The sequence below is a fragment of the Bradyrhizobium genomosp. I (2014) genome, from assembly GCF_000261685.1.
Taxonomy (GTDB): Bacteria; Pseudomonadota; Alphaproteobacteria; order Rhizobiales; family Xanthobacteraceae; genus Bradyrhizobium.
In genome coordinates, this window is the sequence record NZ_AJQE01000410.1 from 1 (window position 1) to 24,623 (window position 24,623).

Sequence of the window (24,623 nt, forward strand, 5' to 3'; positions counted from 1 at the left end):
AGTTATCTTTTGCGTTCAGGGAACCATCAGCCCGCTCCTTGCCAACATCTTCCTGCACTACATCCTCGATCTCTGGGCCCACCAATGGCGTCGTCGTCATGCCCGCGGTCGCGTCGTGACCGTGCGCTATGCGGACGACTTCGTCATGGGCTTCGAGAGCAAGGCAGATGCGCAGGAAATGCTCTTGGCCCTCAAGGTGCGGCTGGCCAGCTTTGGCCTGATGCTTCATGAGGGCAAGACGCGGCTGATCGAGTTTGGCCGGTTCGCGGCCGTCTCGCGTCAGCGGCGCGGCGAGCGGCGACCAGAGACCTTCGCCTTCCTCGGCTTCACCCACTACTGCGGGCGGACCCGAGATGGCCGGTTCATCGTGAAGCACAAGACGGAAGGGAAACGCCTGACGCGCAAGCTGACGGCGTTGCGCCAGGACGCCTGGCGGCTCATGCACGCGCCACTGGCCACGCAGCACGAGCGGTTCGCCGCCGCACTGCGCGGGCACTACGGCTACTATGGCAGGCCGCACAATTATCCAGCGCTCAACGGCTTCTACCGCGAAGTGCGTCGGATCTGGCTACGTTGTCTGAGACGACGCAGCCAGAAAAGTCGGCGCATGGGCTGGTCGGAGTTCGACACCCTGACGGCACGCTTCCCTCTGCCCGTTCCACGCATCACTCGCACTTGGGCGCAGGCGCGGATATGACGCGGGTTACCCTCGGGAAGAGCCGGGTGCGGGAAATCCGCCCGCCCGGATCTGTGAGGGCGAAAGCCAAATGGCTGAGCTACTCGACCGCGCCTCTCTTGCTCTGCAGAGTGCGGTGCTGCCGAATGCTTACTTGATCGATAGCTGCTTGAGATCATGGTGGCACTGGAAAGGTCGGATTTGCTCACCGCCCGGCATCGTTGAAGCGTGCTTCTAAGATCTCCGGAAGGAGGATCAGACGTGGTTTTAGGTCCGCCTGAGCAGCTGTCCGAGGTGCCGACGAGCCCCTCATTCAGCCAAATTGTGGCTGATGGAAGAGAAGAACGCGGCTTCCCGGTAGGCTCTCTGCCGTGTAGAGCTGACCGTGGATAAAAAAAGCGGTCATTGGGACGTCCCGGCTCGGCAGAAGGCCTAGATTCTGCAATATGTCGATCACGGCGGGCGAAGCCTCTTGGGAGGCGTGCGTCCAGCCGTCGCCCAAGAACTCTCCCAGTTCAGGCACTTGCGGGACTGGCTGATGGCCTGATGCAGGTGCGGCAGACGGCAGAGGAAGGTTCGGCGCCAGCGCCGAGGGAGCGTCCCTACTCCATTCGAACGGAGCCGCCGAATCAAGCCCTGGCGCAAGACCGCCGTAGATATCTGAGGAAGTCCTCAGTGCCGCAGGCCTAGCTTCGCCCGGCAAAGCGGGCCGAGGGTGATGAATGAGCTGAACGTCCTTGGGCCCTTCCGGTCCCAAGATGGCCGTGTAGCGTTCGCCGCCGATCTCAAAGTTCATGATTGGATGTTCCACAACAGGCAAGAAGTCCCACTCGCCTAACTTGGACAGCATCTCGTCGGGGGCCGGCTGGGTGCGATGGGAAAAATTCTTGGGAACGGCGAAAGAAACATCAAACGTATCGCCGACAGCGGGCGACAGCAGATGGACGAGCTGAACATCGTTGAGCCCTCCCGGTCCCAAGACGGCCATATAGCGCTCACCTCGAATGTCGTAGGCCTTTACCCGCTGTGCTGCATCCGGCAAGAGGCCCCAGCGGCGAAGCCTGTGCATCATATTCGGCGCGGCCTGAGTCCCGTGGGAGAAATGTTCGGGAACGCTCAAAGACGCATCAAAGGCTTCGCCGGCTGCTGCGATCGTCTGCTCAAGGGTGGTCTGCGCCGCAGCGCCTTCGTTCATCATCTGTCCAGAGTGGTCTTCAGAGGCGAAATCGGGCTGCCGCAAGCTCGGATGCCAAGAAGGGGCATCGAAAGGCGCTTCTTGAGCAACACTCTGCGCTGGCGAGGGAACGGTTGGACTCATCGTTGGCCAAGGCATCAGCGCATCGAAGGTCGGCGTTGGCAAAAGGTTCTCGCGGTCCGCTGCATCGAAAAGCGCGTCCTGAGGGACACTTTGCACCGGCGAGTGGATGATTGAACTCATCATTGGACCAGGCACCAGTGCATCGAAGGTCAGCGCGCGAAAGAGGTTCTCGCGACCCTCGGCATGGAAAAGCGCGTCCCGAGGGACACGTTGCACCGGCGAGGGAATGGTTGGACTCATCGTTGGCCAAGGTACCGGCGCATTGGAGGTCGCCGCCGACAAAAGGTTCGCACGATCCGCGGCATCGAAAAGCGCCTCCTGATCGACACTTTGCACCGGCGAGTGAACCATTGAACTGACCGTTGGCCCAAGCATGGTCGCCGGCAAGAAGCTCTCGGCTTCTGCAGCATCGAAAAGCACGTCCTGGGCGACACTTTCCGTAGGCGAATGGACGGCCAACCCCACTCCATGCCAGACCTGCGGAGCATTGAACCCCGGCGGCCGTGAGCTGCGCTCATCTGCATCGTCCCCAATCGGCTGCTCATCGGCCGGCATAGCTGAGGGGGTGGACGGCTGGATGACCTGGCGCGAACTGCCTCCTTCTCCGCCTAAATTGGTCTGCAGGGTAATGGCGCGATAGTCCCGAAGGCCATTCAAGGCGGAGATGAGCATCTTGTCCTTCGGGAACAACCTATCCGCGTGTCCGAGCAGTTTATCATCACTGAGGTCGGCAATGGACAAGGGTCGGAGCGCTACCGCCAACTTCCGCAGTCCGCTCGCATAGCTCTCGGCCGTTTTCCTGCCGATCTGTCGACCAAAACCTGCCTCGGCGGCATCCCTGATAAGACCCTCATCTTCCCTGGAAGGACGATAATGTGTTGAGAGGGGGCGAGCGTTGGCGTCGGGCTCGCGGTACCGACTGATCATTAACAATGCTGGCGCGATGACCCTGTCGTTTGGCAGCAGCTTCCTAGCGTTAGCGAGTAAGGCATCGTCATCGAGCCCAGCAATTGATTTGCCGGACTTCTTCAGCCCCTCGGCGAATTTGCGAAGCCGACGATCATAAATTTTGACGGTGGTCTCACTCGGCGGCGGCCCTCCATTGAGAGCAGCGGCCGATGCCGCCTGGATGAGGTGATCGTCTTCCTCAGTGACATCATGAAGCGCCGCGTGCGGATATACAGGGCCCGCCTCTCGCACGCCTGCCAGGTGCTGCTCAAACGCCACATGCTTTTGATCCGGCTGTTCCACGGCGGCATCCGACGCAGCGGACGCCTTATCGGCTGGGTTGATCGTGTTGAATCGGTCCATGTTCAGTCCGCAGGGCTCGCTCTCTCGCTATTTCGCTACTCACGTTTGCTTTCCAAAACCTGACATCGCCAAGCGGAAAGGTAGAATGAAAGGATAAATGATGGCTCGCAATTGCCTTCTCTGCGCCTTGCAGCATCGCTCGTGCGCCTGAGCGCCAGGTGCTGCACAGTAGGTTCCGACAAGCGCTTAAAGCGCCTATCGGAGCGGCTGCACATTCTGTGTTGTTGGTCCCGCTGCGTCCGGCGCTGTCGTGCTTGCTCCATCTTCTCCGTTGCCCTTGTTGCGCGCTGCGAGAGTAGAGTGACTAGCAAGAGGAGCGGCGGCGCGATCGCCATTTACCGTGCTGACAGACCGATTATCAACCAGGTCGAGCGGATCGTTCACCATCACTCCCAGGTTGTTTTTGGTCGAGCAACCAAGAGTCGGTTCGAACGAATTGTCGTCCACTGCTGGTCCTGCGATCAAAAGCGACGGACAGTTCGGAAGATGCGCTTCAAACGTAATCGCCTCGATCCTGACGGCGGAACGGCCCGATAAATTGAGGGGAGAAGCGGACAGCCGGATGTTAGAGGGAACAACCCCCATGGCGCGTGCTTCGTGCGCCACCTGCGCAATGAGCTTATGGGAGCCGCTGACATCCACATGGAGCGCATCCCGCCGGCCACCACTTGCGTCGGCGATAAAATTACGCAGCTGAAGCTTTTCGAGGGCATGGAGGCTCTGCAGAAGCAAGACACGCTTTTTCTGTTCGACCTGGACTCCTTGTTCGGCAGGATTGGGATGGATCGACGCAGTATTTGCGCAGCCCCCCAATATTGCGGCAAGGACAATCGAATGGGACAAATATCGCATGTTCATATGTCGATCCTCATTCGATGATAAAGCCGGCGTTGCCCGTCAGTCCCGGTGCGCTCGCGCGCGGCGCATCGCGGCCTTGAGGCGGCCGTGCCACCGTGTTCGTCAAGATGCGGCCTGCATCTGATGGCGGTGCGATGCGGTTGGTCGGAATACTTATCTGGCTTGGATTTGATCCCGGCCGTACGATGTAAGGTGTAACAACGATAACTAGCTCGGTTTCGCGTTTTTGAAACGATGAAGAGCGAAAAAGCGCACCAAGGATCGGTACGTCGCCGAGCCAGGGAAACTCGCCGATATCAGTGTTGAAGTTGCGCCTGATGAGGCCGCCGATTGCAAAGCTCTGGCCGCTGGCGAGCTCGACCACGGTGCTCGCCCGCCGCGTCGAGAGGGCAGGAACCGCCATACCATTGATCTTGACTTCGCCTTCGGTCGATAGTTCGCTGACTTCGGGCTTCACACGGACAATGATCTGGTTGTTGCTGAGCACTGTCGGGACGAATTCCAAGCTCACGCCGAACTGCCGGAATTGGACCGAAACCTGCCTGTTGTCCTGCATGACTGGGATCGGAAACTCGCCGCCGGCGAGGAAGCTTGCGGCTTCGCCGGACATTGCCGTCAGGTTCGGCTCAGCCAGGATTGAGGCGAGGTGCTCACTGGCGAGAGCGTCGAGAACAGCGCTGAGGTTGATATTGCCGGTGCTAAACCCGATCCCAATCGTGCCGCCGCCGCCAGCCCTGCCGGACCCTCCCGGTTTGCCGGTGGCAAGGAAAGCGCCGTTTGGGCCCGAGGCGGTGAAGTTGATGTTGAGATCCTTGACGGCGGTGCGGGAGACTTCTGCTACGCGCACGCTGAGATTTACCTGCAGTGAGCCGGCGACCTGGATCTTGTTGACGACCGGGGCGCCCGCGCCAACAAATTGCTCAGTGACCTTCCTCGCAGCCTCAACGACATCGGCATTGGGCGCTATACCGCTAAGGATCGCCCCGCGCGGGGTATAGCTGACCTGAATTGGATAGTCGCCGACCTCGGCCTTGAGCGCGGCCCGTAGATCCTCGAGTGGTTGGGTTACGACAATACGCAGCTCGGCAAGAGCCTCGCCGTTTTCGTTGAGGGCGAACAGGCTCGTCCGCCCGGACTTTTTGCCGAACACGAAAATTGTACTGCTCGACGGAGCTTGATAATCGGCAATTGCAGGGTCGGCGACAAAAATGGTCGCCGCCGGTGCGCTCAAATGCACCGTCTTTCCCTGTGACGAGGTAATATTGAGCGTGCCCGTGGTGCTGCCGGGTGCCGCACGTGGCATCTCTCCTTTGCCGTCCCGCTTGGTCTCGGCTGAGGCCGCAAGCGGAAACAGCAAAGCAAATCCGCATAGGAGGTAGCAGAGACGATTGAGAGCGGCAGAGCGTTGTGGGTTGGTGATCGCAGGCGGCTGGGTAGCGCCGGCGGCATTATTAAGGACCTTCAAGCGATTGTTGCCTTTAAGTGACGCTGCTAGGCAGCCGATGCTGTGCCAACGAGTTCAAGAGTGTAACCGACGCCGCGCGCGGTCTTGATTCTGAGCGTCGCACCCGCCTGGTTCAAATGCGCGCGTAAGCGATAAATCCCGACTTCCAGCGCATTGGTCGAAACCTCGTCATCGAACGCGTACAAGCTATCTTCCAGCGAAGCGCGCGGCACAGTGCGGCCGGCGCGATTGAGCAGATGCTCGAGAATGCACACCTCACGCCGAGCAATCCTCAGGATCCGGCCACCCACCGAGACTTGTCTGGCGATCGGATCGAAATGCAGATTCCCGAATGTCACGACCGGCGCCGTCATTTGCGTTGACCTTCGCAAAATGGCCCGCATGCGAGCGATGAGTTCGTCGATCGACACAGGCTTGGGCAGGAAATCATCCGCTCCCGCATTGAAGGTCGCGATCCGGCGGCTGAGATCATTGAGACTGCTCATCATCATTGCCGGCATTGATCGTCCTTCGCGCCGCAACTGCTTCAACCAGTCCAAACTATCCCCATCCGGCAAGACGGACTCCAGCAGTACGAGGTGGTAGTTTGCGCAATCCAGCGCGGCTGACGCCTCATCCAGCGTGGGCGTCACGTCCACCGCGAACCCGCAATTCACGAGCGTTGCCTTCACAGCGCGGCCAAAGTCCGCATGATGATCAACCAGGAGAATTCGCATCCATCGCCTCTCGTCCGTCCTCGGCAAGACTTGAGCGTGTTAGGGTTGACCAAGAGATCCGGCGACTGGATGCTGCCGGTCTGGCATGAATTCGAAAAGCCGTAGACGACCCGCAAGAGCTTGTTGGCAGGCGACCGATGCATGCGCATCCATTGACATCGGATATGTGACGGCTCGCGGCGGGTCGCCTGGGCGGGCGGCGCAGCTCAACATATCCGTTATGTTGGCAAGAGCTCTGCGATGACTTACGGGGTTGAGAGCCCTGGCGGCGCACTGATGCATCTGTGGGCGGCACATAGCAATGCCTGCATGCGCTGCGCGAATGCTAGCGGTAGTGATCGCGCGAGACTGCCCCAGCGAAAGCAAGGCACGGGCGAGATCAGCTGTATTTGTCGTCGAACAGGCTTGCGAAACCGACATTGAATACTTCCCAGTTCGTCTTGATCCGCGGTCAGTCTTGCGAGGCTGTTGGCCGTAGTGCCGTCAAGTCGCGGCATTGCAAGTGTTCCGCGCTAAAGACACTTCGCGCGCTATGTGCCGGCCAATGGGGTGTAAAAGGCCGAGATGCGACGAAACGATCAACGCGTCCTTCGGGACAGACGTCCTCTCGTTTGCCGGCGTTATCCAAGTAAGATGTCAACCGTTCCAATGCTCGGTCGCTTCCGAGGCGTTCTCCGTCCCAACTGAGCTAGTGCTGCCAATGAAGGACAAATTACGTGCGGCATTGCTGTCGTGCCTTGTCTGAGGCGGCGACGCCGGCTCCATGTCGTCGGATCGGGTGCACGGCTCAGGAACTCTGCCTTTCGTCGGCATAGGCGAAACAAAGACTGCCCGCGTTGTTCTCGCGCGCTGGATCCAGGTCTGCCTGCGAAGACGGCGCTTCGCCCAGCCCTCACAGAGCAGATGAACGATGCAAGCTCTAAAAAGGAGGAGTTGGGTAGTGTGATCAACCGAATCGGCCGAGCATTGAGTTTTTGAGACGTTCGCAATTGTTGGTACCCGTCAGGAAGAGTTCACACGAGCGGACTGTGTCGCGAGACTGTCGGAAATCCTACAATCTGACGCGAGGTGAGATTCAAGTGCAATTGAATGCTCTTTGTCGGGGTGCCTTCAGTTTGGAATCGTTGTGAGGCAACGGCGACACAGTTCGACCATGCCGTCGAACTGCGCGCGGCGGTCCGTCTCGCTGTGTACAAAGCCGTGAGCATTCGTCCGTCCAATTAAACGTCTCGCAGAAGCGCTATTGAGTGCAGAAGAGGCAGGCGCTCTTGGCAAGCGGGGTAAGCCATGACACCAGGAGCGGGGCGATCCGATCCGCCTCATGCGTGTCAATTTAGCGGGGAGACCGTGGCGAGAGGTGGACGTCCACTTGATGAACAGGAAGCAACGTTCGAGGTGAAGACTGTCGATCGCTCGAGCCAAGTTGTTCGGCAAGGGATTGAGGAGAGAATCGATTGCCAGACGTCATCTTGAATGCGGCCTCCTTATATTGCGATCGACTATGAGCCTCTTAGGCGCGCTCCGCAAAATCGATTGTTTTGATGGAACGCATCCAGGTGACGGATCGGCTGTCTTGTAGCAGCGCGGCTTATCGCGGGGAGCGAATGCCCGATGCGATCGCGGCCGAAACACCTGTTGCTTGACCGCGCGGCCAATTTCAGACCGAGTACAGAGAGGGACGCAGCGCGTTCAGCGGCGTAACTCCACCAAAGCCGCCAGCCAGCCGTGAGCTCGTATGTCGTTCGAACTCACAATGTCCAAGGCGCCGGGATGCTCCAACGAGCGCGCACAGGAGGAGGATTGTCCGACATCCTCGCGTCGCCGGAAGTGCATCTTGTCGGAGACCCAACCGCTCTGCCGCTCGACCGGCGAGTTGATCGGGCCGCCGGTCGCCGCATAAGCTTAAGCTGTTCTGCGTGTGCGGAGTTGGTACGCCGCTTCAAGGTCTTTCTTTTGGGAGTTTGGGTGCTTGAAAACCAACGAACCAGCCCAACGGTTTGGCCGAGAGACCATCTACTCATTGCTCTCGCGCTTATAGGGATTTTCTTCTCTGCCGGTGCGGTAGCTTTCCAAGTTTCCGCCCAAGAACAGGCGCTCGGTCTCTTTCGTTGGCGTTCTGCCAAGTGAGCACATCAAATCGACGTCCGCATCGATGTTGTCGTAGTCTTCAGCATTCATTCTGAGCGCAATGCTGCTCATCACGTCGTCTGGCGTCCAGACACTGTGCTTCGGAACAGTGTAGGTGTGCAGTGCGTTCGCATTGTTGGCGATCGCCCTCGCCCAATGATCGCGAGAAACGGCGAGTTTCGCCGGATCTTCGACCAACGATACGAAGGGTGATGTTGTTGTCTTGCCGCGCATATGCCAGCCAGCTTGGCGCGCCCGGTCAATAGGATACCGCTCTGGATGATCTCCAATGGAAGAATGATCCCGAGCCGTGTTGCGAACATGCAATATGGCGCTTGTGTTTTCGTCCGTATGCGGCTTGCAGTCACTATTCTGATTCTGAAAACGCCGCAGTGTGACATAAGACGACCTCACGACGTCGTCAAATACGCCGTCTCGGTCAATGCTAGGTGCGCTCGCCGGTGACCAGCGCGCCGCCTGCTGCACGGCAAGGTCGATCTCATTGCGAAGCACTTCAAGATTGGCACCTGTCAGTGTTGCTGCAAGCTGAGCGCGGGCACTGACAAATGATGGGGCTGGGCAGCTACCGGGTTCCGAGGCGGCCTCGCCTGGCGCAGACGAGGACGTGGCAGTCGCGGAATTTGCCGCTAAGCAGAGTGAAGGCGGCGTCGGGTAGGCCGAATCGAGGTCGTCTATATCCAAGTCATTCAGCTGCTGCTCGAAGCTTGCTTGATCTTCGGAATTGTGTGCCGTTGCGCTGCTCTCGGCGCCAAGCTCATCCTGTTGTCCATGGACGCGGCGCGCCTGCTGTACCACGTTGTGAACCTCAAAGGGAGTGTCCACAGCATTTCGTGGATCAACGTTCATATCTCTCTCCCTTCGAAGTGCCGGATGCCAGCCTAGATTGTTGCAGGCGCAGCTTTCGAGAAGCTGACAGACCAGAGAGGGCGCCATTTAGTTTCAGCTCTTGACGGAGTCGAATTGAGTCAGTCAGCATGGCGAACAGCCAGCCGGAAGGAAGTCGCGCGAAGCGTCGGATCAAAATCGGTGCTGCCGTTTGCCTCCTGGCATTGGTGTTCGATTGGGCTGCTATTGGATGCCTGAGATTGTTCGGATCGGCACGCCAGGACGCGCCCACCACTTCATTGTGGACGCGTGATCTAAGGCAGACAGCCCGTGCACAGCAAGATGGACGAGCCGGTGCTTGAGGTGGCGAAAGGCGCGTTCGTAGATCGTCTACTTATGCAGAGGCGAGAACTACATTCTCTCGCTCGAGAGGCCTGTGGCGGACCAGCGCAACCGGTTTGGTTTGCTGTTTCCAAGCGGACGACGCTGGATCAAGCCGGTCTAGTCGACGCGCGGGAAGCTAAGCCACTTCCGCAAACCTAACATACGAGGTTGTGATGTCGGAATAGCCATTACAACGTCTTGCGCGTCGTTGCGACAGGCTGCTTTGTACGAGCGCGCTTGTTGTCTGGAATCAGCCAAACGCATCGCGAGCATCACGACTTGGAGGCCGCAATCGGCGGTACTTATCGAGGGAGAAGAGCATATGAAGGTTACTGGCCGAGGACTAACGATCCTGTTGTCCTTGCTTTCGGCCGCGAGCGCGCCGGCAAGAGCCGACGACCCCTCGCCGAAATACACTGAAGTACTCAGAGCCCTCCAAGCGGGGAAGAATGTGAAGCTCATCCTCGATATGACCCACTGTACCAACGCGGATGGTGGCAAACCTGCGTCGGCGACGCAGGCCGGTCTGGTCATCAATGCCTTCAGGGTGACCAGCCAGAGCGGCATCAGCTTCGCCAATGCTCATCAAACGGTCGACAGCTCCGGACATGCCGTGACCGAGTACATCCGCCATAGCCTTAGCCGCGAAGGCAAGCTGACGGTGCGAGCCTCCAAACTTGTCGTCGGGACCACCGAACTCGCGAATCAAGGCGAATTCATCTGCGAAGTGCCGGATGGCGCAAAGTTCATCTGGTAACGAAGAGCACAGAGCAGACGGGCGCTTCGTAGACTTGATCCTCCATCGTGTGGACAGCTTCGCCGGGCATGATACGGATCTTTTCGATCGTCAGGACTGCCAGACTCTTTCTAGCCGTCTTTTCGTCAGGGAAGGATCAAGTTGCCTGAACTTGTTGCTCAGCTAACTCATGAATGTCGCCGATCTCCATTCGATCTTTGAGGTGGAAGATCGGCGGCTCATGCAGTCGTCGTATGGGGCTGAGCCAATACCTCTCGGTTGAACGTCCAGATGATCTCGCTACGTCCGCGCGCTGCCCGCGGCCCTCGTGAGAACATCATATTTAAGCGGATCCAGCCAGGGCCGGCGTTGTTGACGCTCCCCCTCGCCGGGCAGACGGACCGGAGGATTATAGCATGAACGCTGTTTTCGACTTTTCCAAGCATCGGAAAAGGCAAATCACCCTTTCCGGAGCCTGCGTCATCAGCCTTTTGCTCCTGACTTTTTGTACGGATTCGATGCGCTGGCCGTCCGAAAGTCGTCCAGATTCCCACCCAGAAATAGTACCTCACGCTCTTCGGTTGGGGTAGCACTCACCCATGCCAGATCGGGTTCATCATTTTCGGTTCCATCCTCGAGAATACTGACGATGTCTTCCGCCGTCCAAGTTGTGACCCTCGGCACCGTGTAGGTGTGCAAATCATTCGCGTTTTCCGCGATGACTTTGGCGCCAAACTCCTTGTCGTCGTCCGGCGAAACGAGCAGTAGTGAGGCGTCCTCGGACAGTGACACAAAAGGCGAAGAATTGGTATCGCCCCTCATGTGCTCTGCCGCTGCGCGGCCCAGATCTAGTCGTTGGCCTCCCCAGATATTCCAGGGAGCTTGCTCGTAACGCAAAGCCGCCATGGAACGCAAATGGGCCATCGCGCTTTGACGGTCCAACACATGTGGCCTGCAGTGGCTGGCGTGGTTTTGAAAGCGCTGCAGCTCCGTGTATGACGATGCCAACACGTCGTCGTAAACGCGGTCACTGTCGACGCGATAGGCTGACGATCCAGTCGCTCTTGGCCATTGTGCTGATCTTTGCGCAGCGAGTTCGATGTCTCTTCTGAGTTCCGCAAGGTTAGCGCAAGTCAACGTTGCGGCAAGCTGACCGCGCGTTCTCACGAACGATGCAGCCGCGCACCGTTCGTTCTCAGGGATAGCTTGCGCTTTCTTGTTGCCGTCCGTTACCGTCGGGTTCGATCCAGCCGCGGGTGAAGCTAATGATGCGAGGATTGGCTGAGCCTCTCCAAGCCGATGCTCAAAGTCTGCTTGCGCCGTCTCTTCCTGTTGTGGATCGAGGTTATGCATCCGAGCCTCGGATGGGTTGACGTTGTCAAATGGGGCCATTCCGGTCTCCTTTTGTCGGCCTTCAATATCGTCATGCAAAAGTTGATCAGATCAGGAGCAGGAACTGAGACGGGCGCAGTTTGTATAAGATGCACCGGTCTGGTTCTCGAACGTTCGGTGTTGAGGCGTGCGGCAGGCCCCTGACCGGCAATCCAGCTCATGCTTCTCGTCCAGATATTTGTGTTCGAGTCGGGCTCCAGTCCGGATAAAGATGCTGTTATGCTAGAAAGCCTAGCTGTCGAACAGCTGACCAGACCCAATTGCTTGAAGAAAGCCCGTGGCCATTGCGTCTGTGCCGGCGAGCCTGTTGTTTATTGCGGAGCAGAGTTTTGGCGAGATGGGCCATTGTCGCTCTCCGCTTCATGGCAGTACCGTATGAAAGGTTATGGGGAAGCAGCCCGGGGGAGGGCCCGCTTACCGTAAGCTTGAGCCGCATGGGGCAGCCTGCCTGGACTAGCTTGCATCGGCTCCCCGTGAAGGACTTTGAAAAGCTCTTCAAGAAGCTGCTGGGGATACTAACGCCGGATCATGCCGCGGCCATCGGGCTCTGACCGGGCCGCGTGGCATGAAGATCCATTGTTGGGAATACTGATGCGATGGATCGCGTCGGCGCGCCGAGCGTTAGTCGCAAAACAAGCCACGGGGGTGCGACTTCGATCGGCCCAACTCGTTCTCCCATAGATGGACCCGTCGGCTCGCGGAGCAGGCCTAGCCGATCGCGAGCTTTGGCTAACCAGGAGGCCGGCGATCCGCAAGTGTCGAATTGCAATTGATCGATTGCGTGCCCGTAAGGACTGCGGCTCTTGCCCTCCTGCAACCGAAGTCGGAATTTTTGCTTTCAAGGTGGCGTAGCGACCATAATGCGGTTTCTGTCAGCGGGACCGTGTTTGTCAGAATCAGAACATTCTGCGCCCATGTGGAAATTACGCTGCCGATTTAGCTCGACAATTCCGACTGATGCGGCTGGCACGGTTGTTGCTGCCGATGAGGTAAGGCCAGGCTGAGTGCAGAGCTAGGTGAACGATCACTGTTCCGCCCGCAAGCCGCGGGTCCATTCCGAACAAGAAGAAAGACCTAGAATGTTGCGCATTCGGGTTAATGGAGAGTGATGTGGAGTGTCGAAGAGCTGGCGAAAAGAAACACACTTTCGGACATATCAGCGCTGCCAAACAACGGATCAGGGTTGGTGGGTGTGGTAGACAATTGCACCGATTGGCAGTGGACACGCATGACAAGAATTCGGCTGACGTGGTCAAGCGTCGGCCGCCGCGGACAGCGACATGATAAGAGTCTCGTCGACACGTCGTGTCACCAAATCCCCGGCGAGTTCGCCACAAAGCCCGCAGCCTGCGTCCATGCCAAGCACAAAGAGGTCCTCGTAATCCTGGCAGTACGGAACTCTCGACATGTCGCAAAGGATCGGCGCTGATAGCGAGTGCACCGTGAATGAAGGGGCAGAGCACTACTCAGATCCGAAAGACAAGCTTTCATCAGATGGCGAGTTCGTTCGGTACTGGAGCCGGGCTGCCGACCGGCTGCTGGCGGTTGCTGCTGTTAGGAGGCGAACCGAGGAGGCAATCAGAAGGACCGGGATTGGCTTGCAGCTATCCTCCGAGAACCTTAGCGGTCATGACCTATCAGATTTCCCGCTGCGACGCTGTACCCTCAATCGCGCGCAGCTCTACGGAACAAAGTTGGATCGAGCAGATCTTTCTGAGGCGAACCTTATCTGTCCGGGGCTAGAGCGGGCAAGTTTCATGGGGGCCAAGCTCGATTTTGCCTATATGCATGCGATGGCAGCGCAGGTCTGCAACTTCGATGATGCCAGTCTGCGCAATGTAATCGATGCAACCGGCAGCCTTTTTCACGGTTGCAGCATGAAAAGAACACGCTTTGACAACGCGATGCTCAGCGGGCTCCTCGTTTACCAGTGCGACGCGAGTGATGCTGTATTCGACGGCGCGGAATTACAGGGCTCAACCATCAATGAATGCTTCCTCCCTTCAGCGTCCTTCCGCTTCGCAAAGCTGAGCCAGGTCACGATCACGAAGGCGCATCTGGCGGATTGCTCGTTCTTTCAGTCGAAGGGAGACTGTTTATCGATCGTGCGTCCCATCTCGATCGATGGTCTCGTCTTAGAGGGCGCTCATCTTCCGTATCTGAGACTCTCAAAGGTGAGCGGGCGGATTCGGGCGAGAGCCCTGAGCGCCCCATTCGCTGATCTTCACCTATCAAATCTTGCGGGAGCGGAGCTGGAACAGGCAGACTTGACCGAGGCGCGGCTTCTGTCCGTAGGCCTGTCCGACGCGAACCTCGTGGGTGCCGTGCTTACCGGTGCATCTATTCACTCCTGTCAGCTGAATGGGGCGGATCTATCTAGCGCATCAGGTGAAAGCATTTCGATAACAGAGAGCACAATGCGAGCGGCCAAATTCACCGGTTTTCGCGGCCGCTGCGCCTTTGTGCGCGACTGCGATCTGGAGCATGCGGACCTATCCCAAGCTTACCTCTACAGGTCGATGATCACCGGTGATCCGCCGCAATCAATGGCATTGAATCACGCAAATTTCGAGGGATCAAATCTCGTTCAGGCATATCTCGCCGCGGATATGACCGAAAGTAACCTGGAGGCAACGCGAGCCGCATACGTTCGCATGAACCAATCGTCCCTGCGCGATGCGAACCTGAGTGGGATATCGCCGTTCCAGGCCAGTTTCGTAAAGGTGGACTTTTCGGGCGCTAAGATAACCACTTTCGAGCCACCATTTTTCGCCGACCGTTGTCGGGGACTGCAGGTCGCTCTGGAGGGGCGGCAGCCGCGCGAACCATCAAGCTATCTGGCTGAATTCTCATCGGTGATCAGACGGGGTCGAGAAGGGTCAACCTGACTGCTTCGGAGCTGCAAGAACAGTGCGCGCGAGCTTTGGACAGTTCGTGCGGTGGTCGAGGTGTGAGAGGGCGTAAAACCTCTTTGGTGCTCGTTGGCGTGCGCGGCCCACGAGACGCTGGGCGGCGCGCCTTCCGAGATCCGAACGCGCCACTATTTTGGCGTTCAAAAAGCGGAGTAAGAAGATGCATCTGACAGGTCTTTCCGCAGGCAAGGCGTTCATCCGGGAGGTCGCGAGAACAGGTCAGACGATTGGAACGGTCCACACTCTCGGCGCCCTGCATCTTGGGCATGCAGAGCTGATTAGAAGAGCGGCATTGGAGAATGATGTCGCGATCGTCACAGTGTACCCGAACAAGATCCAGCTTAGACCAGGTGGGAGCTACGATTTCAATTTGGACGATGATATTGGACTTGCCCTACGTTCAGGAGCAACTGCCGTGATTTCGTCGAGCGACACCGAAATGTTCCCGGTCGGCTATCGAACGTATGTATCGCAAGGTGACTGTGATTTGCGTTTAGGGGGGCCTGAAACTTATTTGAAGGAAGCCGTTACTGGAGCAATCCGCTGGATCTGCTATTCGAGGCCAACTCGCAGTTACTTCGGCCTGAAAGATATAGGTCAGGCGATCCTGGTAAAGCGCGCCGTCGCAGACCTGCTTCTCGATTGCGAGATAAGGTTTGTGCCGACCGTGAGATACAAGAACGGAGTGCCCATTTCGTCGCGCTTGAGGCGATTTAACCGTTCCGAGCTTGATGAGCTGTCCTGTCTCTTCACGGCACTCAACCGTTCAAGAGAAGAGATCGCCCGAGGAGCGTCAAGCGTGAAGGATCTGGTCGCGTCGGCGACATCTCGGATAGAGTTTCGACAGTTTAGACTCGAGTTTGTTCGGATTGTCGACGCTGATAATTTCAAAGATTTAGAGCAGGTCAAGCTCCCATTCTTAATTATTGGGGCTGCAATGGCTCATGGCCTCACGGTTTCCGATAGCATCTATGTTCCAGATCAGGATACGCTCCTAAATGGTGCTCAGGATATCTGGATCGATTTGCCTAAGCAGTCGTAGCGAGTCGATTACTCATAGATCTTCGCCCGAAAAAGTAGACGGGGTTAGGTGGCTCTTAGCTCCATGTCGATTGGGGCGATATATGCGAGCGGAATGAAGCCAAGTTCGGTTGTAGGAGCCCTCAATGAAGGCGAAGTTTCGCGCTGGGCTCGCGCGGTAGCGCTCAGATAGCGATCGGGCAGCGCGATGACGTTCGTCGGCGGCCTCTGTTAGGGCGGCGCAGGACGGTGTCACTGGGAAGAACAGGACCTAGCCGCGGCAGCCGGACCAGCTCCTTCGCCGTCAGGGCAACGACAGCCACTATGTTGACGCCGATGCCGTTCCCGGAAACGGCGAGGCCAGCGGTGGTGACAGCTCTCAGCGATCCATTGAGTAGATGGAGCCGGAAAGTCAATGCGATCCTTACTGCCCGACATGGTAGGGCTGGCTAGCCGCACTTTGAGATAGTCTGTTCGGGTAGCTTGTCACAGCCAAACGCCACGACAGCTCAAACCGGTGAATCGTAAGTTTGGATCCGTAAGCTCTCGCGAACAAAATCTGCGGAGATGTTATGAACAGGCGATTGGAAATCCATAGAGCGGATGATGGATATATTATCCCGCTCAGCGAGCTGGATGTAAGCGAGGGCAAGCGCTTTCAAGACGACAGCATATGGGGTTGCTTCGAGCGGTTGCGAAGAGAAGATCCCGTTCACTACTGTCAAAATAGCGCTCATGGTCCATATTGGTCAATAACGAAATACCGGGATATCGTAGCGGTCGACACAAACCACCACGCGTTTTCGTCACAGCAAGGTGTCACCATTGTCGAGGTGCCTGATAAGCACTGGACCCCAAGTTTCATCAAGATGGGGCCTCCCCAGCACGCCGAGCAGCGCAACACGGTGAGTCCGATCGTCGGGCCGGAAAGCCTGACGAGGCTCGAAACCTTGATCCGCTCTCGGGTCCGGATGATTCTCGATGGCTTGCCGCGTAATGAAGTCTTCAATTGGGTAACCAAGGTCTCCATAGAGTTGACGACGCAAACGCTCGCCACGCTGTTCGACTTCCCATTTGAGGATCGGCGACTCCTGACCTATTGGTCGGACGCAGCTGTTACAACTCCTAAAGCAGGCTATGCCATCGACAGCTGGGACAAGCGAAGCACCATCTTGTCGGAGTGCCTGGACTATTTCACACGGCTTTGGAACGAGCGCATCAATGCCGAGCCACGCCTCGACCTGATTTCCTTGATGGCGCATTCACCCGTCACACGCCATATGGAGCCAACTGAGTTTCTTGGGAACCTCATTCTACTGATCGTAGGCGGCAATGATACCACGCGCAACTCGATTACCGGCGGCCTCCTGTTCATGAGCCAGTACCCCTCCGAACTGCGGAAACTAACTGACAATCCCAAGTTGATCTCGAGCGCCGTGTCTGAGATCATTCGATACCAGACGCCGATCGCACATATGCGCCGCACTGCTGCTATAGACAGCATCGTTGGGGGAAAACCGATCAGGACAGGCGACAAGGTCGTCATGTGGTACATCTCCGGCAATAGAGACGAAGAGGTCATTGAGAACGCCAACAGTTTCGTGATCGACCGCAAGAATGTGCGGCAACACCTCTCGTTCGGATTCGGAATCCATCGCTGTCTTGGCCGACACCTTGCGGAACTGCAGTTGAGAGTCCTCTGGGAAGAGATTTTGGATGGGGGATTGAAGATCAAGGTCGTCGGCGAACCCGAGCGAATTGCATCTAACTTCGTGCACGGCTATTCCGCTCTCCCCGTGCGGATTGAAGCTTAGGCCATGATCGGGACAGTCTCGACCGCCGGTGTGCGGTGGGTGTGGATTGATGTGAACTATCTTGGCTTCTTCAAACTGCGCAGATGAATGGATAGAAGCGAAGGTTCTGTCGGCAGCTATTTATAACCGGGCAGACGTTGAATCGCCCGTGAAGAACGATACGTGAGGCGAATGCTTGGTGCACGCGACTGTCATTTTTCTATAGCTGTCAGTTTTCTATAAGGGGGCGTCTGGCCTGTTCGCGTCTCAGCTGATGACACCGGAACTGACGCGGTTACTCCAGCAGCATGGAAGCTGCGATAGAAGTCGAACACAAGGCCGCATCTTCTTCCTTGCGCATCCGGATGAATGCTCTTGGTCAGCTAGTCGTCAGCCAGTCGGCCTATCCAGACAGGCTGCGCACCCTCAATTATCCGGAGATGAAGCATGAAAGGCATTGGCCGAGCTGGTCCATCAGAGCTTGAGGCCGCGGGAGCCGAAAGCATTAGGGAATCGAGCCGTTCGAGCCCGGAGTCTGGTCTCTTCCCTGGGGAACGCGATCAGTCCTTCGATGCCGTCGTAGGGCGGATACGGTCTGAGCCTGATGTGAGAGCGGCGACGCTTGCGAACCCGCCGCCAACTTCGGACGTAGCGGCGCCAACGAGGGAGGAGATAAAGGCAGCAAAGCGAGAATTGAGCAGCCTGCTTGAGGAACTTGAAGCTTGCCGCCGAGCGGCCGGGCATGCCCGGAACTTGCCGGAGAGACAAGATCTGATGGATCAGGTCGTCAAAGCAGGCGCAACAGTTCTGGCGTACTACGCCAGTCTGCCACCCGATTTGGCGCGCCGAATTCTGCCAAACGATCGGGCTCGCCGGCTCCGCGATGACACTGTGAGGGAGGCTGACGAATGTAATGAAGTGGCGACCCAGATTATCTACGAGCTGGAGGAGAGCAGAAAGAAAGCACAAGGCGTGCTCGACAGCCTCAAAGACATCGCCTCGCCTGCACAGCTGAGCCGCCTGTTTACAAGCGTTGCGAACCACTATGCAGCATGCATGGAGTTGTGGGGAAAGAAGGTGCTGCGCTGTGAGCGGATGCAGTCAGTCTGTGCCGCTACCGCCCACCTTCCAGGCAGCACGCCCGCCATGCGCACGGCCGAAGATGCCGCACTAAGGCATCATACGGGCTGGGCGCTCTTTACGAAGTGCATGTATCTGCAATCGCGGATCGCTCTCGTGGAGCTTTTAGTCAACTCGCAAGCGAGCACGTTGGAACCAGACGTGCGCGACGCCCTCATGGATGAGAGCGGGAGGGTGCGCCTGCTCGGGGCCTTCATCGGAGATGTTTTTCCGGCGTTCGTCTCGACGGCCCAAGCCGTTCTGTACAGCGATGGAGCGGCGCTCGAAGCGGAGCATCGCGCCGTTCTGGAAGGAGTCATGGAACGACTTTCGGAATTTGCATCGGGGCTGAGCGGCATGCTTGACAGCCTGAGGGGGACTGCAACGGAAACTGACCTTCCGTTGCCGTTGCTGGACCAGATCGTGGAAGCTGCGTGGGTGACGGCGAACGAAGTCATGCGGCTGCTGGCATTGCAGCCAAAGACGCAAGCCACGATTGAACCGCCGGCTTGGGCTGCGCTTCCGGATAATATTGGCCCAGCGGGCGGAGGCAGTCCGGCGCGCAGAACGGGCAAAGCAAGGCCCGCAGCAGCCGCAGGAGAGGGGAGTTCGACGGCCAGCCCCGCCACGCCGCAACTCGCTAGGCCCGATGCGGCGACGGCCCCGGCGGGCAAGGTCATCGTGCTCTCGGATCTCGGTACAAAGAAACTCGCCACTCCGGAGCAGGCACGCGCGTCATCCGCTGCGGCCGATAACCTCCAGATGTGGATGGCTCCGCCATCCAGGAAAGCACTGCCGGGATTACTTGAGCGATTGGACCAGCTGCTGCAGTTCGATCTGCCGGCTCAGCAAAGCGCCGCCTCGCAAGCTCGCCACATGAAGCCCGAGGACGCCGAACACGTGTTGGATGTCGTCATCAAGCGCATGCAGACGCAGTCCTCCGAGATTGAGGCCTGTGTAGCCGCGCTGGAGGAGCCTCGCCGGCGAGGCCTGCTCACGCCTGCGCAAGTGCCTGAAGTGCACGAAAAAATAGTCCGGCTGACAAGGATGTGGTCCGAGGTTCAGGGACAGGCAAGCTCATTGAACGCGCGAAAGGCAGCAATCACAAGCGATTGCACGAAGACCTATGCGTTTCCATCGCAAGAATACCTAGAACAGTTGCGGGAAGCGGGAGAACTGGCGTCAGTGGATCCACCGCACGCCTTGAAGGGAGAGCCGGGGACGCTATTCGAAATCAAGCTGCAGCCCAGGGCGCTGCGCAGCGGTGCGATGCCAAGGCCGATGTGGGTGCACATCCATACCAAGCGCCCGGTAAATGCCTGGCAATTGGCAACGCTGGGCGATCGCGAATTCGCCGCTTGCCACGTCAAGTCCGACGAACAGCGCGGCTACAATCGGCACTGGCAGAGCGCTCGAGCCGCCGAGGGGCACGACAATGTCGTGATCCATCGCGGCAGGCTCACTCCTGTGTTCTGCAAGTCCTTGTTAAGCACCGCCGCTGGCCAGCCGTGGCAGCCCCTCCCCGATCCGGAGCACGCTTCAGCGCAGATGGCTCGACTGGGGATCCGGTGAGGTATCGTCTTGCGGCGGTGAGCCATCCGGTGACAGCGCTCATGCCTCCATCGGCTTGGCGGACTGCCTGAGCAGCGCCGAGCCCCATCAAGCTCTATCTTACAAAAGCATGGAGCCTGGAGAGAACACTCCTTTCGGGAGGGTTATCAGCCCGCAGTCCGGAGGATCGCCAATCGGCGCGCAAGCAAGCTTGCCATTGCGGGGTGTGGCGAACATCGGCGCTCGGATGAGAATGTAGGCCGCTGAGTGTTGCAAGACGGAAAACTTTGTAAAAGAAGGGACTTGAGCTGACAGCGAGTGCTTTGTCGCGGCAGGTGTCCGACAAAGGTTTCATGTGCGACCCCACGCAGCCGGCAACAATTTTTCTCTCGACAGAGCACTTGCGTCACGCAAAGTTTGCATCGGCGTCTTGCCGTAGCACCAGCGCCCCTGATGTGGGCGCACCTCATTGTAGGCAGCGATCCACTCATCGAGATCGCTCTGCAAGGCAGTGATGCTCGGATAGATCTTCTTGCGGAACACGACGCGATAGAACTCCTCGAGCACGGTGCGGTGGAAGCGCTCGACAATGCCGTTGGTCTGTGGGCTCCTCGTCTTGGTGCGGGTGTGATCGATGTCTTCGACGGCGAGGTAGAGCTCATATTCGTGATGCTCCGGATTGCCGCAATACTCGGTGCCGCGGTCGGTCAGGATCCGGTTTAGCGGGATGCCCCGCGCATCGAAAAACGGCACCACGCGATCATTCAACAGTTCGGCCGCCGTGATCGGCGTCTTGCGATCATACAGCTTGGCGAACGCCACCTTACTGTAGGTGTCAATGAAGGTCTGCTGATAGATCCGCCCGACCCCCTTCATGTTGCCGACATAGAAGGTGTCCTGCGCACCGCAATAGCCGGGGCACTCGCTCTCGAACTCGCCGTGCGCCTCCTTCTCGGACTTGGCCCTTTCCAACGCAACGAGCTGGGCCTCGGTCAGCACCAGGCCGTCCTGGGCCATCTTGGCCTCCAGCGCCGTCAGCCGCTTCTTGACGTTGGCGAGGTCGTGACGCAGCCACACCGCCCGCACGCCGAACGGGGAGATCGACAGGCCGCGGCTCCTGAGCTCATTGCTGACCCGCACCTGACCCCAGGCCGGCTGGTCGATCCCCAGCTCAACGACGGCTGCCTCGACCTCCGGCGCGACACGGTTCTTCAGGACCGGTTTCTTGCGGCTGATCTCAATCAGCGCCAGCTCGCCGCCCTTGTCGTACAGTTCCTTGAACCGGTAGAAGCTGTCGCGGCTATAGCCCATCATCCGGCAAGCCTGGCTGACGTTGCCGAGCTGCTTGGCCAATTCCAGCATGCCGACTTTCGCGCGAATGACTTCTGTTCCTGGGTCATGGTAACGTCTCCCTGTGAGACGCCGCGGGCTGCGCGGGAGCGCCCTTTGGGTGAGCGCTCCTGCTCGCCCGCAGCTCCATTCCCTGCCAGTTCAAACCTTGCCGTCAGATTAAGTCGAAACTTCTACAGACCATGACATATTCCATGTCCGGCTCGTCTGAGACCGCATCAAACATGCGCTTCCAGACGCCCGCCTTCGCCCAGTCGCGAAAGCGCGTGTACGCAGTTATCCAGTTGCCGAAGGCGCGCGGAAGATCGCGCCACGGACTGCCCGTGCGGGCAATCCACAGCGCGGCTTCGACAAACAGCTTGCCGCTCCGGCCGGGATCGCCCGGCTTGCCAAGACACAGCGGCTCCATCTTCGCCCATTGGGCGTCAGTCAAAACGAATCGGTCCATCCCAAGCTTGAATCACAACCAAGCCAGGATGAGAATCCTAATAAAAAGCCCAATTCTAACAATCTGCCAAAGTAGTGTTAGGGCGCGGATTCATTAAGGCGCAGCCATAGCCTGACTGACGCGAGTTGAACGAAGGCAAGGTAGTTGTCCTGACATCTGCTCCATTTTTTGATCTTCGCATCCAATGCCGGCGAGCCCGGGTGGATGGTCTCGTTGCTCGATGAGTTGGCCCGACACTTCTCGAGACGCCTACGAAGAAAACGGCCAACGAAACCCTCCTCACCCAGGCAACCCGGAAAGATCCCGAGCCATTCTGATGGCGAGGACACAATGACGCTGGCGCCTGCCATAGGCAATCCGCTCCTCCCGCCCGGGCGGGAGTCGAAAACTCCGGCTGGAAGCCGGGGTTTTCTTTTGTGCTATTATAGGCACCAGCTCTCGTAAACCGCCGCCAGTACAGTGCACCTCACGGCTTGAGCCGAATTGGCTTGGGCTTCGCTCCGTCCAAGGCTCGATCGTAAGCCGCAGGTGTCGGTTGGTCTGCGCTCTGCTCCACCTCAAATGGATTGGTAGAGATCTCACGTCACATGAAGTCTCCATCCGAGTCGGGCTCTGATGAAGGTTCATCATCGCTCGACGCTTTGGAGAGATACATCGAAGAATTGGTTGCGCGCTGCCATTCACCATCCCTATATCTCCACTGTTTGGACTGGGTGGGATCAAGTACCATATCATCGGGATCCACATGAACGAAGCCCAGTTGTTCTGCACGGGCTCTCGCTTCGTCATTGGCAGGACGCCAGTTCACTAGCGGCCGTTCGCCGTCTCGCCCTAGTTGGTGCTCGAGCAGAATATCGCCGGCGTTACCGACGAGCGGATGTGCAACCTGAAAATCCACGATTGATGTGACATCAGTCCGTCCGGGAAACAGTTCTCGCCACCGCTGGCTGGTGAAACCAGTCGCCATAGGAAATCCGGCTTCCGTTCTTTGGAGGCCGACGCTCGTATTTCCTAGTTGATAGCTGTAGCCGTTGTTGCACCTTTACTCGCGTCGGATCATCCCCGAAACGACCCGTGATCGCACCTACCAGGCTTGGTGGGACGGCAAGGGTAATGGGCTGCTGCGGGCAGAACTGCTTGTGGTTGTCGCGTCTGCAATTGCCTGAGAAGAGCTTGGAGCCTGACGAGCTTGCAATGCGTTATGCCGAGAAGACCCCGTCCAATGCCAGGAAATGCCTGACGCACGTGCGAGGAAGAAGCAGCAGCACCGGGCGCGCCGAGGAAACCATGCACGAACTTCAGCCGCAGCTAAGAAAAGCGATTGGGCATGGCGGGCGACACCAAATCGGAACGGTGGGCGAGATCGAGCGGAAACCAGCACACCCATGGCATTCCCCATCCTTCATTCAAAGCTCCTGCATTCTTGAAGAAGCCAGCAATCCTGAGAGTGCGACGAATCTGTACGATATCGATCAATCGGAGAGCCTGCAGCGAAGTCCGTCCAAGATTTCACGGACGTCTCCTATGGTCACGTCTCCGCGCCTGGCCGTCGTTCGAGTCGGCGCGCATCATGTGCACATGCACAAACCTCCTAACAATGCTAGCCCGTCCTATTCGTGAGAGTGCGGCTTTGGGGCCCGATTGATGCGGCCGAACATCTTGTCTGACGAGGCGCACAGGATTGCCTTCGGCTTTTCACCGCCTGACGACCCGTACTTTGCAACGCGCTTGAGGTATAGGTTGGGCGAACGGGGGGCGGACGCCCCGCCGGTCAAGGACCGAGCGGCAGCAGCGCACCTGGCAAGCAGCGGATCAGGTCGGCTTCCGGACAGGCCGCGGCGAACGCAAGGCGAATGCGGCTCGTGGTCTCGACCACACGGGCAGCGATTTTCAAGAGCCGAAGACGCAGCGTCGCGAACTCGGCAGCGGCCAATTCCCGGACTTTGGGAATGGCCTCGCGCACGGTCAGCATCAGCCAATAAGCGGCCGTATGGAGCACGAGACGGACCTGGTTGGCGAGCGCCGAACGGCAGCTGGTGCGGTCGGAGGCGAGCTGTGACTTATGCAGCTTGTCAGATTCTCGGCTTGGCCGCGCGCGCAATACAGGCTGTCGTAGATCCACTCGGCCGAGCCGACATCGAGGCTGGTGACGACGAAACGGATGTCGAGGCCGAGCATCGCCGCCTCAATACGGGCGACAGTGCGCCGTTCGCGATCCCAGGACTTTGCCTTGTGGCGGGTCTCGGTATAGCCACGCAGAACCGGCAGGTTCTCGATGGCGCGTCGGGTGCGGATGTCGTCGGCGACCTCGTCGACTTTTCTGGCGAGAGGCTTGGTGCCGGACAGACCGAAGATGTAGTCGATGCCGTTGGTCTCGCACCACGCCATTGCCTCCGGCCGGGCATAGTGCCCGTCGCCACGGAACGTAATTTGCGTGTTGTGCCATCGCGTGCGGATATGCCGTACCAGGCGGCGCAGATGGGCACGCACCTCGACGCCGCCCGGCGTCTTGCCGGGCCGCAGCACGACGGCCACGGGCCGGCTCTTATCCGTGTCGTAGACGTGGATCGACCGCCATCGAAGGCAGCTGTGACTTTCTTG

The 24,623-nt window shown here is 58.3% G+C and carries 16 protein-coding genes and 1 pseudogene; 7 read left to right on the forward strand and 10 right to left on the reverse strand.

The window, feature by feature from the left end:
• Nucleotides 1–697: reverse transcriptase domain-containing protein (locus IC50_RS35710; protein ID WP_035716155.1), on the forward strand; the 697-nt coding region annotated here is incomplete at its 5' end.
• A 292-nt stretch (nucleotides 698–989) separates the two neighbouring features.
• On the opposite strand, the gene IC50_RS35715 is transcribed toward IC50_RS35710, so the two are convergent.
• The 5 genes from IC50_RS35715 to IC50_RS35745 form a co-directional block, all read right to left on the reverse strand.
• Entirely contained in the window at nucleotides 990–3,305 is a 2,316-nt protein-coding gene (locus tag IC50_RS35715; RefSeq protein WP_035716157.1) for a hypothetical protein, read from the reverse strand.
• Between the two features lie 195 nt (nucleotides 3,306–3,500).
• Nucleotides 3,501–4,163 (reverse strand): CpaD family pilus assembly lipoprotein, encoded by a 663-nt coding sequence (locus IC50_RS35720; protein ID WP_011084647.1) that lies wholly within the window; start codon nucleotides 4,161–4,163, stop codon nucleotides 3,501–3,503.
• Nucleotides 4,164–4,173: 10 nt separating this feature from the next.
• Entirely contained in the window at nucleotides 4,174–5,628 is a 1,455-nt protein-coding gene (locus IC50_RS35725) for a type II and III secretion system protein family protein (protein WP_018647881.1), read from the reverse strand.
• A 26-nt stretch (nucleotides 5,629–5,654) separates the two neighbouring features.
• Nucleotides 5,655–6,344, reverse strand: a complete 690-nt coding sequence (locus IC50_RS35730; protein WP_011084649.1) for a response regulator — start codon at nucleotides 6,342–6,344, stop codon at nucleotides 5,655–5,657.
• Between the two features lie 2,013 nt (nucleotides 6,345–8,357).
• Complete coding sequence (locus tag IC50_RS35745; RefSeq protein ID WP_014497925.1) at nucleotides 8,358–9,338, reverse strand: hypothetical protein; 981 nt, start codon at nucleotides 9,336–9,338, stop codon at nucleotides 8,358–8,360.
• A 685-nt stretch (nucleotides 9,339–10,023) separates the two neighbouring features.
• Between IC50_RS35745 and IC50_RS35750 the strand changes: the two genes are divergently transcribed.
• Entirely contained in the window at nucleotides 10,024–10,458 is a 435-nt protein-coding gene (locus tag IC50_RS35750) for a VirK family protein (protein WP_011084653.1), read from the forward strand.
• 462 nt (nucleotides 10,459–10,920) lie between these two features.
• On the opposite strand, the gene IC50_RS35755 is transcribed toward IC50_RS35750, so the two are convergent.
• Nucleotides 10,921–11,829 (reverse strand): hypothetical protein, encoded by a 909-nt coding sequence (locus IC50_RS35755; RefSeq protein WP_035716161.1) that lies wholly within the window; start codon nucleotides 11,827–11,829, stop codon nucleotides 10,921–10,923.
• 1,406 nt (nucleotides 11,830–13,235) lie between these two features.
• Between IC50_RS35755 and IC50_RS35775 the strand changes: the two genes are divergently transcribed.
• From IC50_RS35775 to IC50_RS35790, 4 genes are all read left to right on the forward strand, one after another.
• Nucleotides 13,236–14,717 carry a pentapeptide repeat-containing protein gene (locus IC50_RS35775; RefSeq protein WP_011084657.1) on the forward strand — a complete coding sequence of 494 codons (1,482 nt, stop codon included), beginning with the start codon at nucleotides 13,236–13,238 and terminating at the stop codon, nucleotides 14,715–14,717.
• 184 nt (nucleotides 14,718–14,901) lie between these two features.
• A complete protein-coding gene (locus tag IC50_RS35780; RefSeq protein ID WP_011084658.1) occupies nucleotides 14,902–15,783 on the forward strand; it encodes a pantoate--beta-alanine ligase in 882 nt (293 codons plus the stop codon).
• 550 nt (nucleotides 15,784–16,333) lie between these two features.
• Complete coding sequence (locus IC50_RS35785; protein ID WP_011084659.1) at nucleotides 16,334–17,575, forward strand: cytochrome P450; 1,242 nt, start codon at nucleotides 16,334–16,336, stop codon at nucleotides 17,573–17,575.
• A 426-nt stretch (nucleotides 17,576–18,001) separates the two neighbouring features.
• Entirely contained in the window at nucleotides 18,002–20,245 is a 2,244-nt protein-coding gene (locus IC50_RS35790; protein ID WP_011084660.1) for a hypothetical protein, read from the forward strand.
• Between the two features lie 330 nt (nucleotides 20,246–20,575).
• On the opposite strand, the gene IC50_RS35795 is transcribed toward IC50_RS35790, so the two are convergent.
• From IC50_RS35795 to IC50_RS35810, 3 genes are all read right to left on the reverse strand, one after another.
• Complete coding sequence (locus tag IC50_RS35795; protein WP_011084661.1) at nucleotides 20,576–21,586, reverse strand: IS481 family transposase; 1,011 nt, start codon at nucleotides 21,584–21,586, stop codon at nucleotides 20,576–20,578.
• 142 nt (nucleotides 21,587–21,728) lie between these two features.
• The gene (locus IC50_RS35800) at nucleotides 21,729–22,022 is read right to left on the reverse strand and encodes an IS5 family transposase (RefSeq protein ID WP_011084662.1); all 294 of its coding nucleotides are present in this window, start codon (nucleotides 22,020–22,022) and stop codon (nucleotides 21,729–21,731) included.
• A gap of 583 nt (nucleotides 22,023–22,605) precedes the next feature.
• Nucleotides 22,606–22,989 carry a hypothetical protein gene (locus IC50_RS35810; protein WP_011084664.1) on the reverse strand — a complete coding sequence of 128 codons (384 nt, stop codon included), beginning with the start codon at nucleotides 22,987–22,989 and terminating at the stop codon, nucleotides 22,606–22,608.
• A 227-nt stretch (nucleotides 22,990–23,216) separates the two neighbouring features.
• Here IC50_RS35810 and IC50_RS35815 point away from each other — a divergent pair, with 227 nt between their 5' ends.
• Entirely contained in the window at nucleotides 23,217–23,642 is a 426-nt protein-coding gene (locus IC50_RS35815) for a hypothetical protein (protein ID WP_223153745.1), read from the forward strand.
• A 151-nt stretch (nucleotides 23,643–23,793) separates the two neighbouring features.
• On the opposite strand, the pseudogene IC50_RS35825 reads toward IC50_RS35815, so the two are convergent.
• A pseudogene (locus IC50_RS35825) lies at nucleotides 23,794–24,623 on the reverse strand (IS1380 family transposase); the annotation flags it as partial.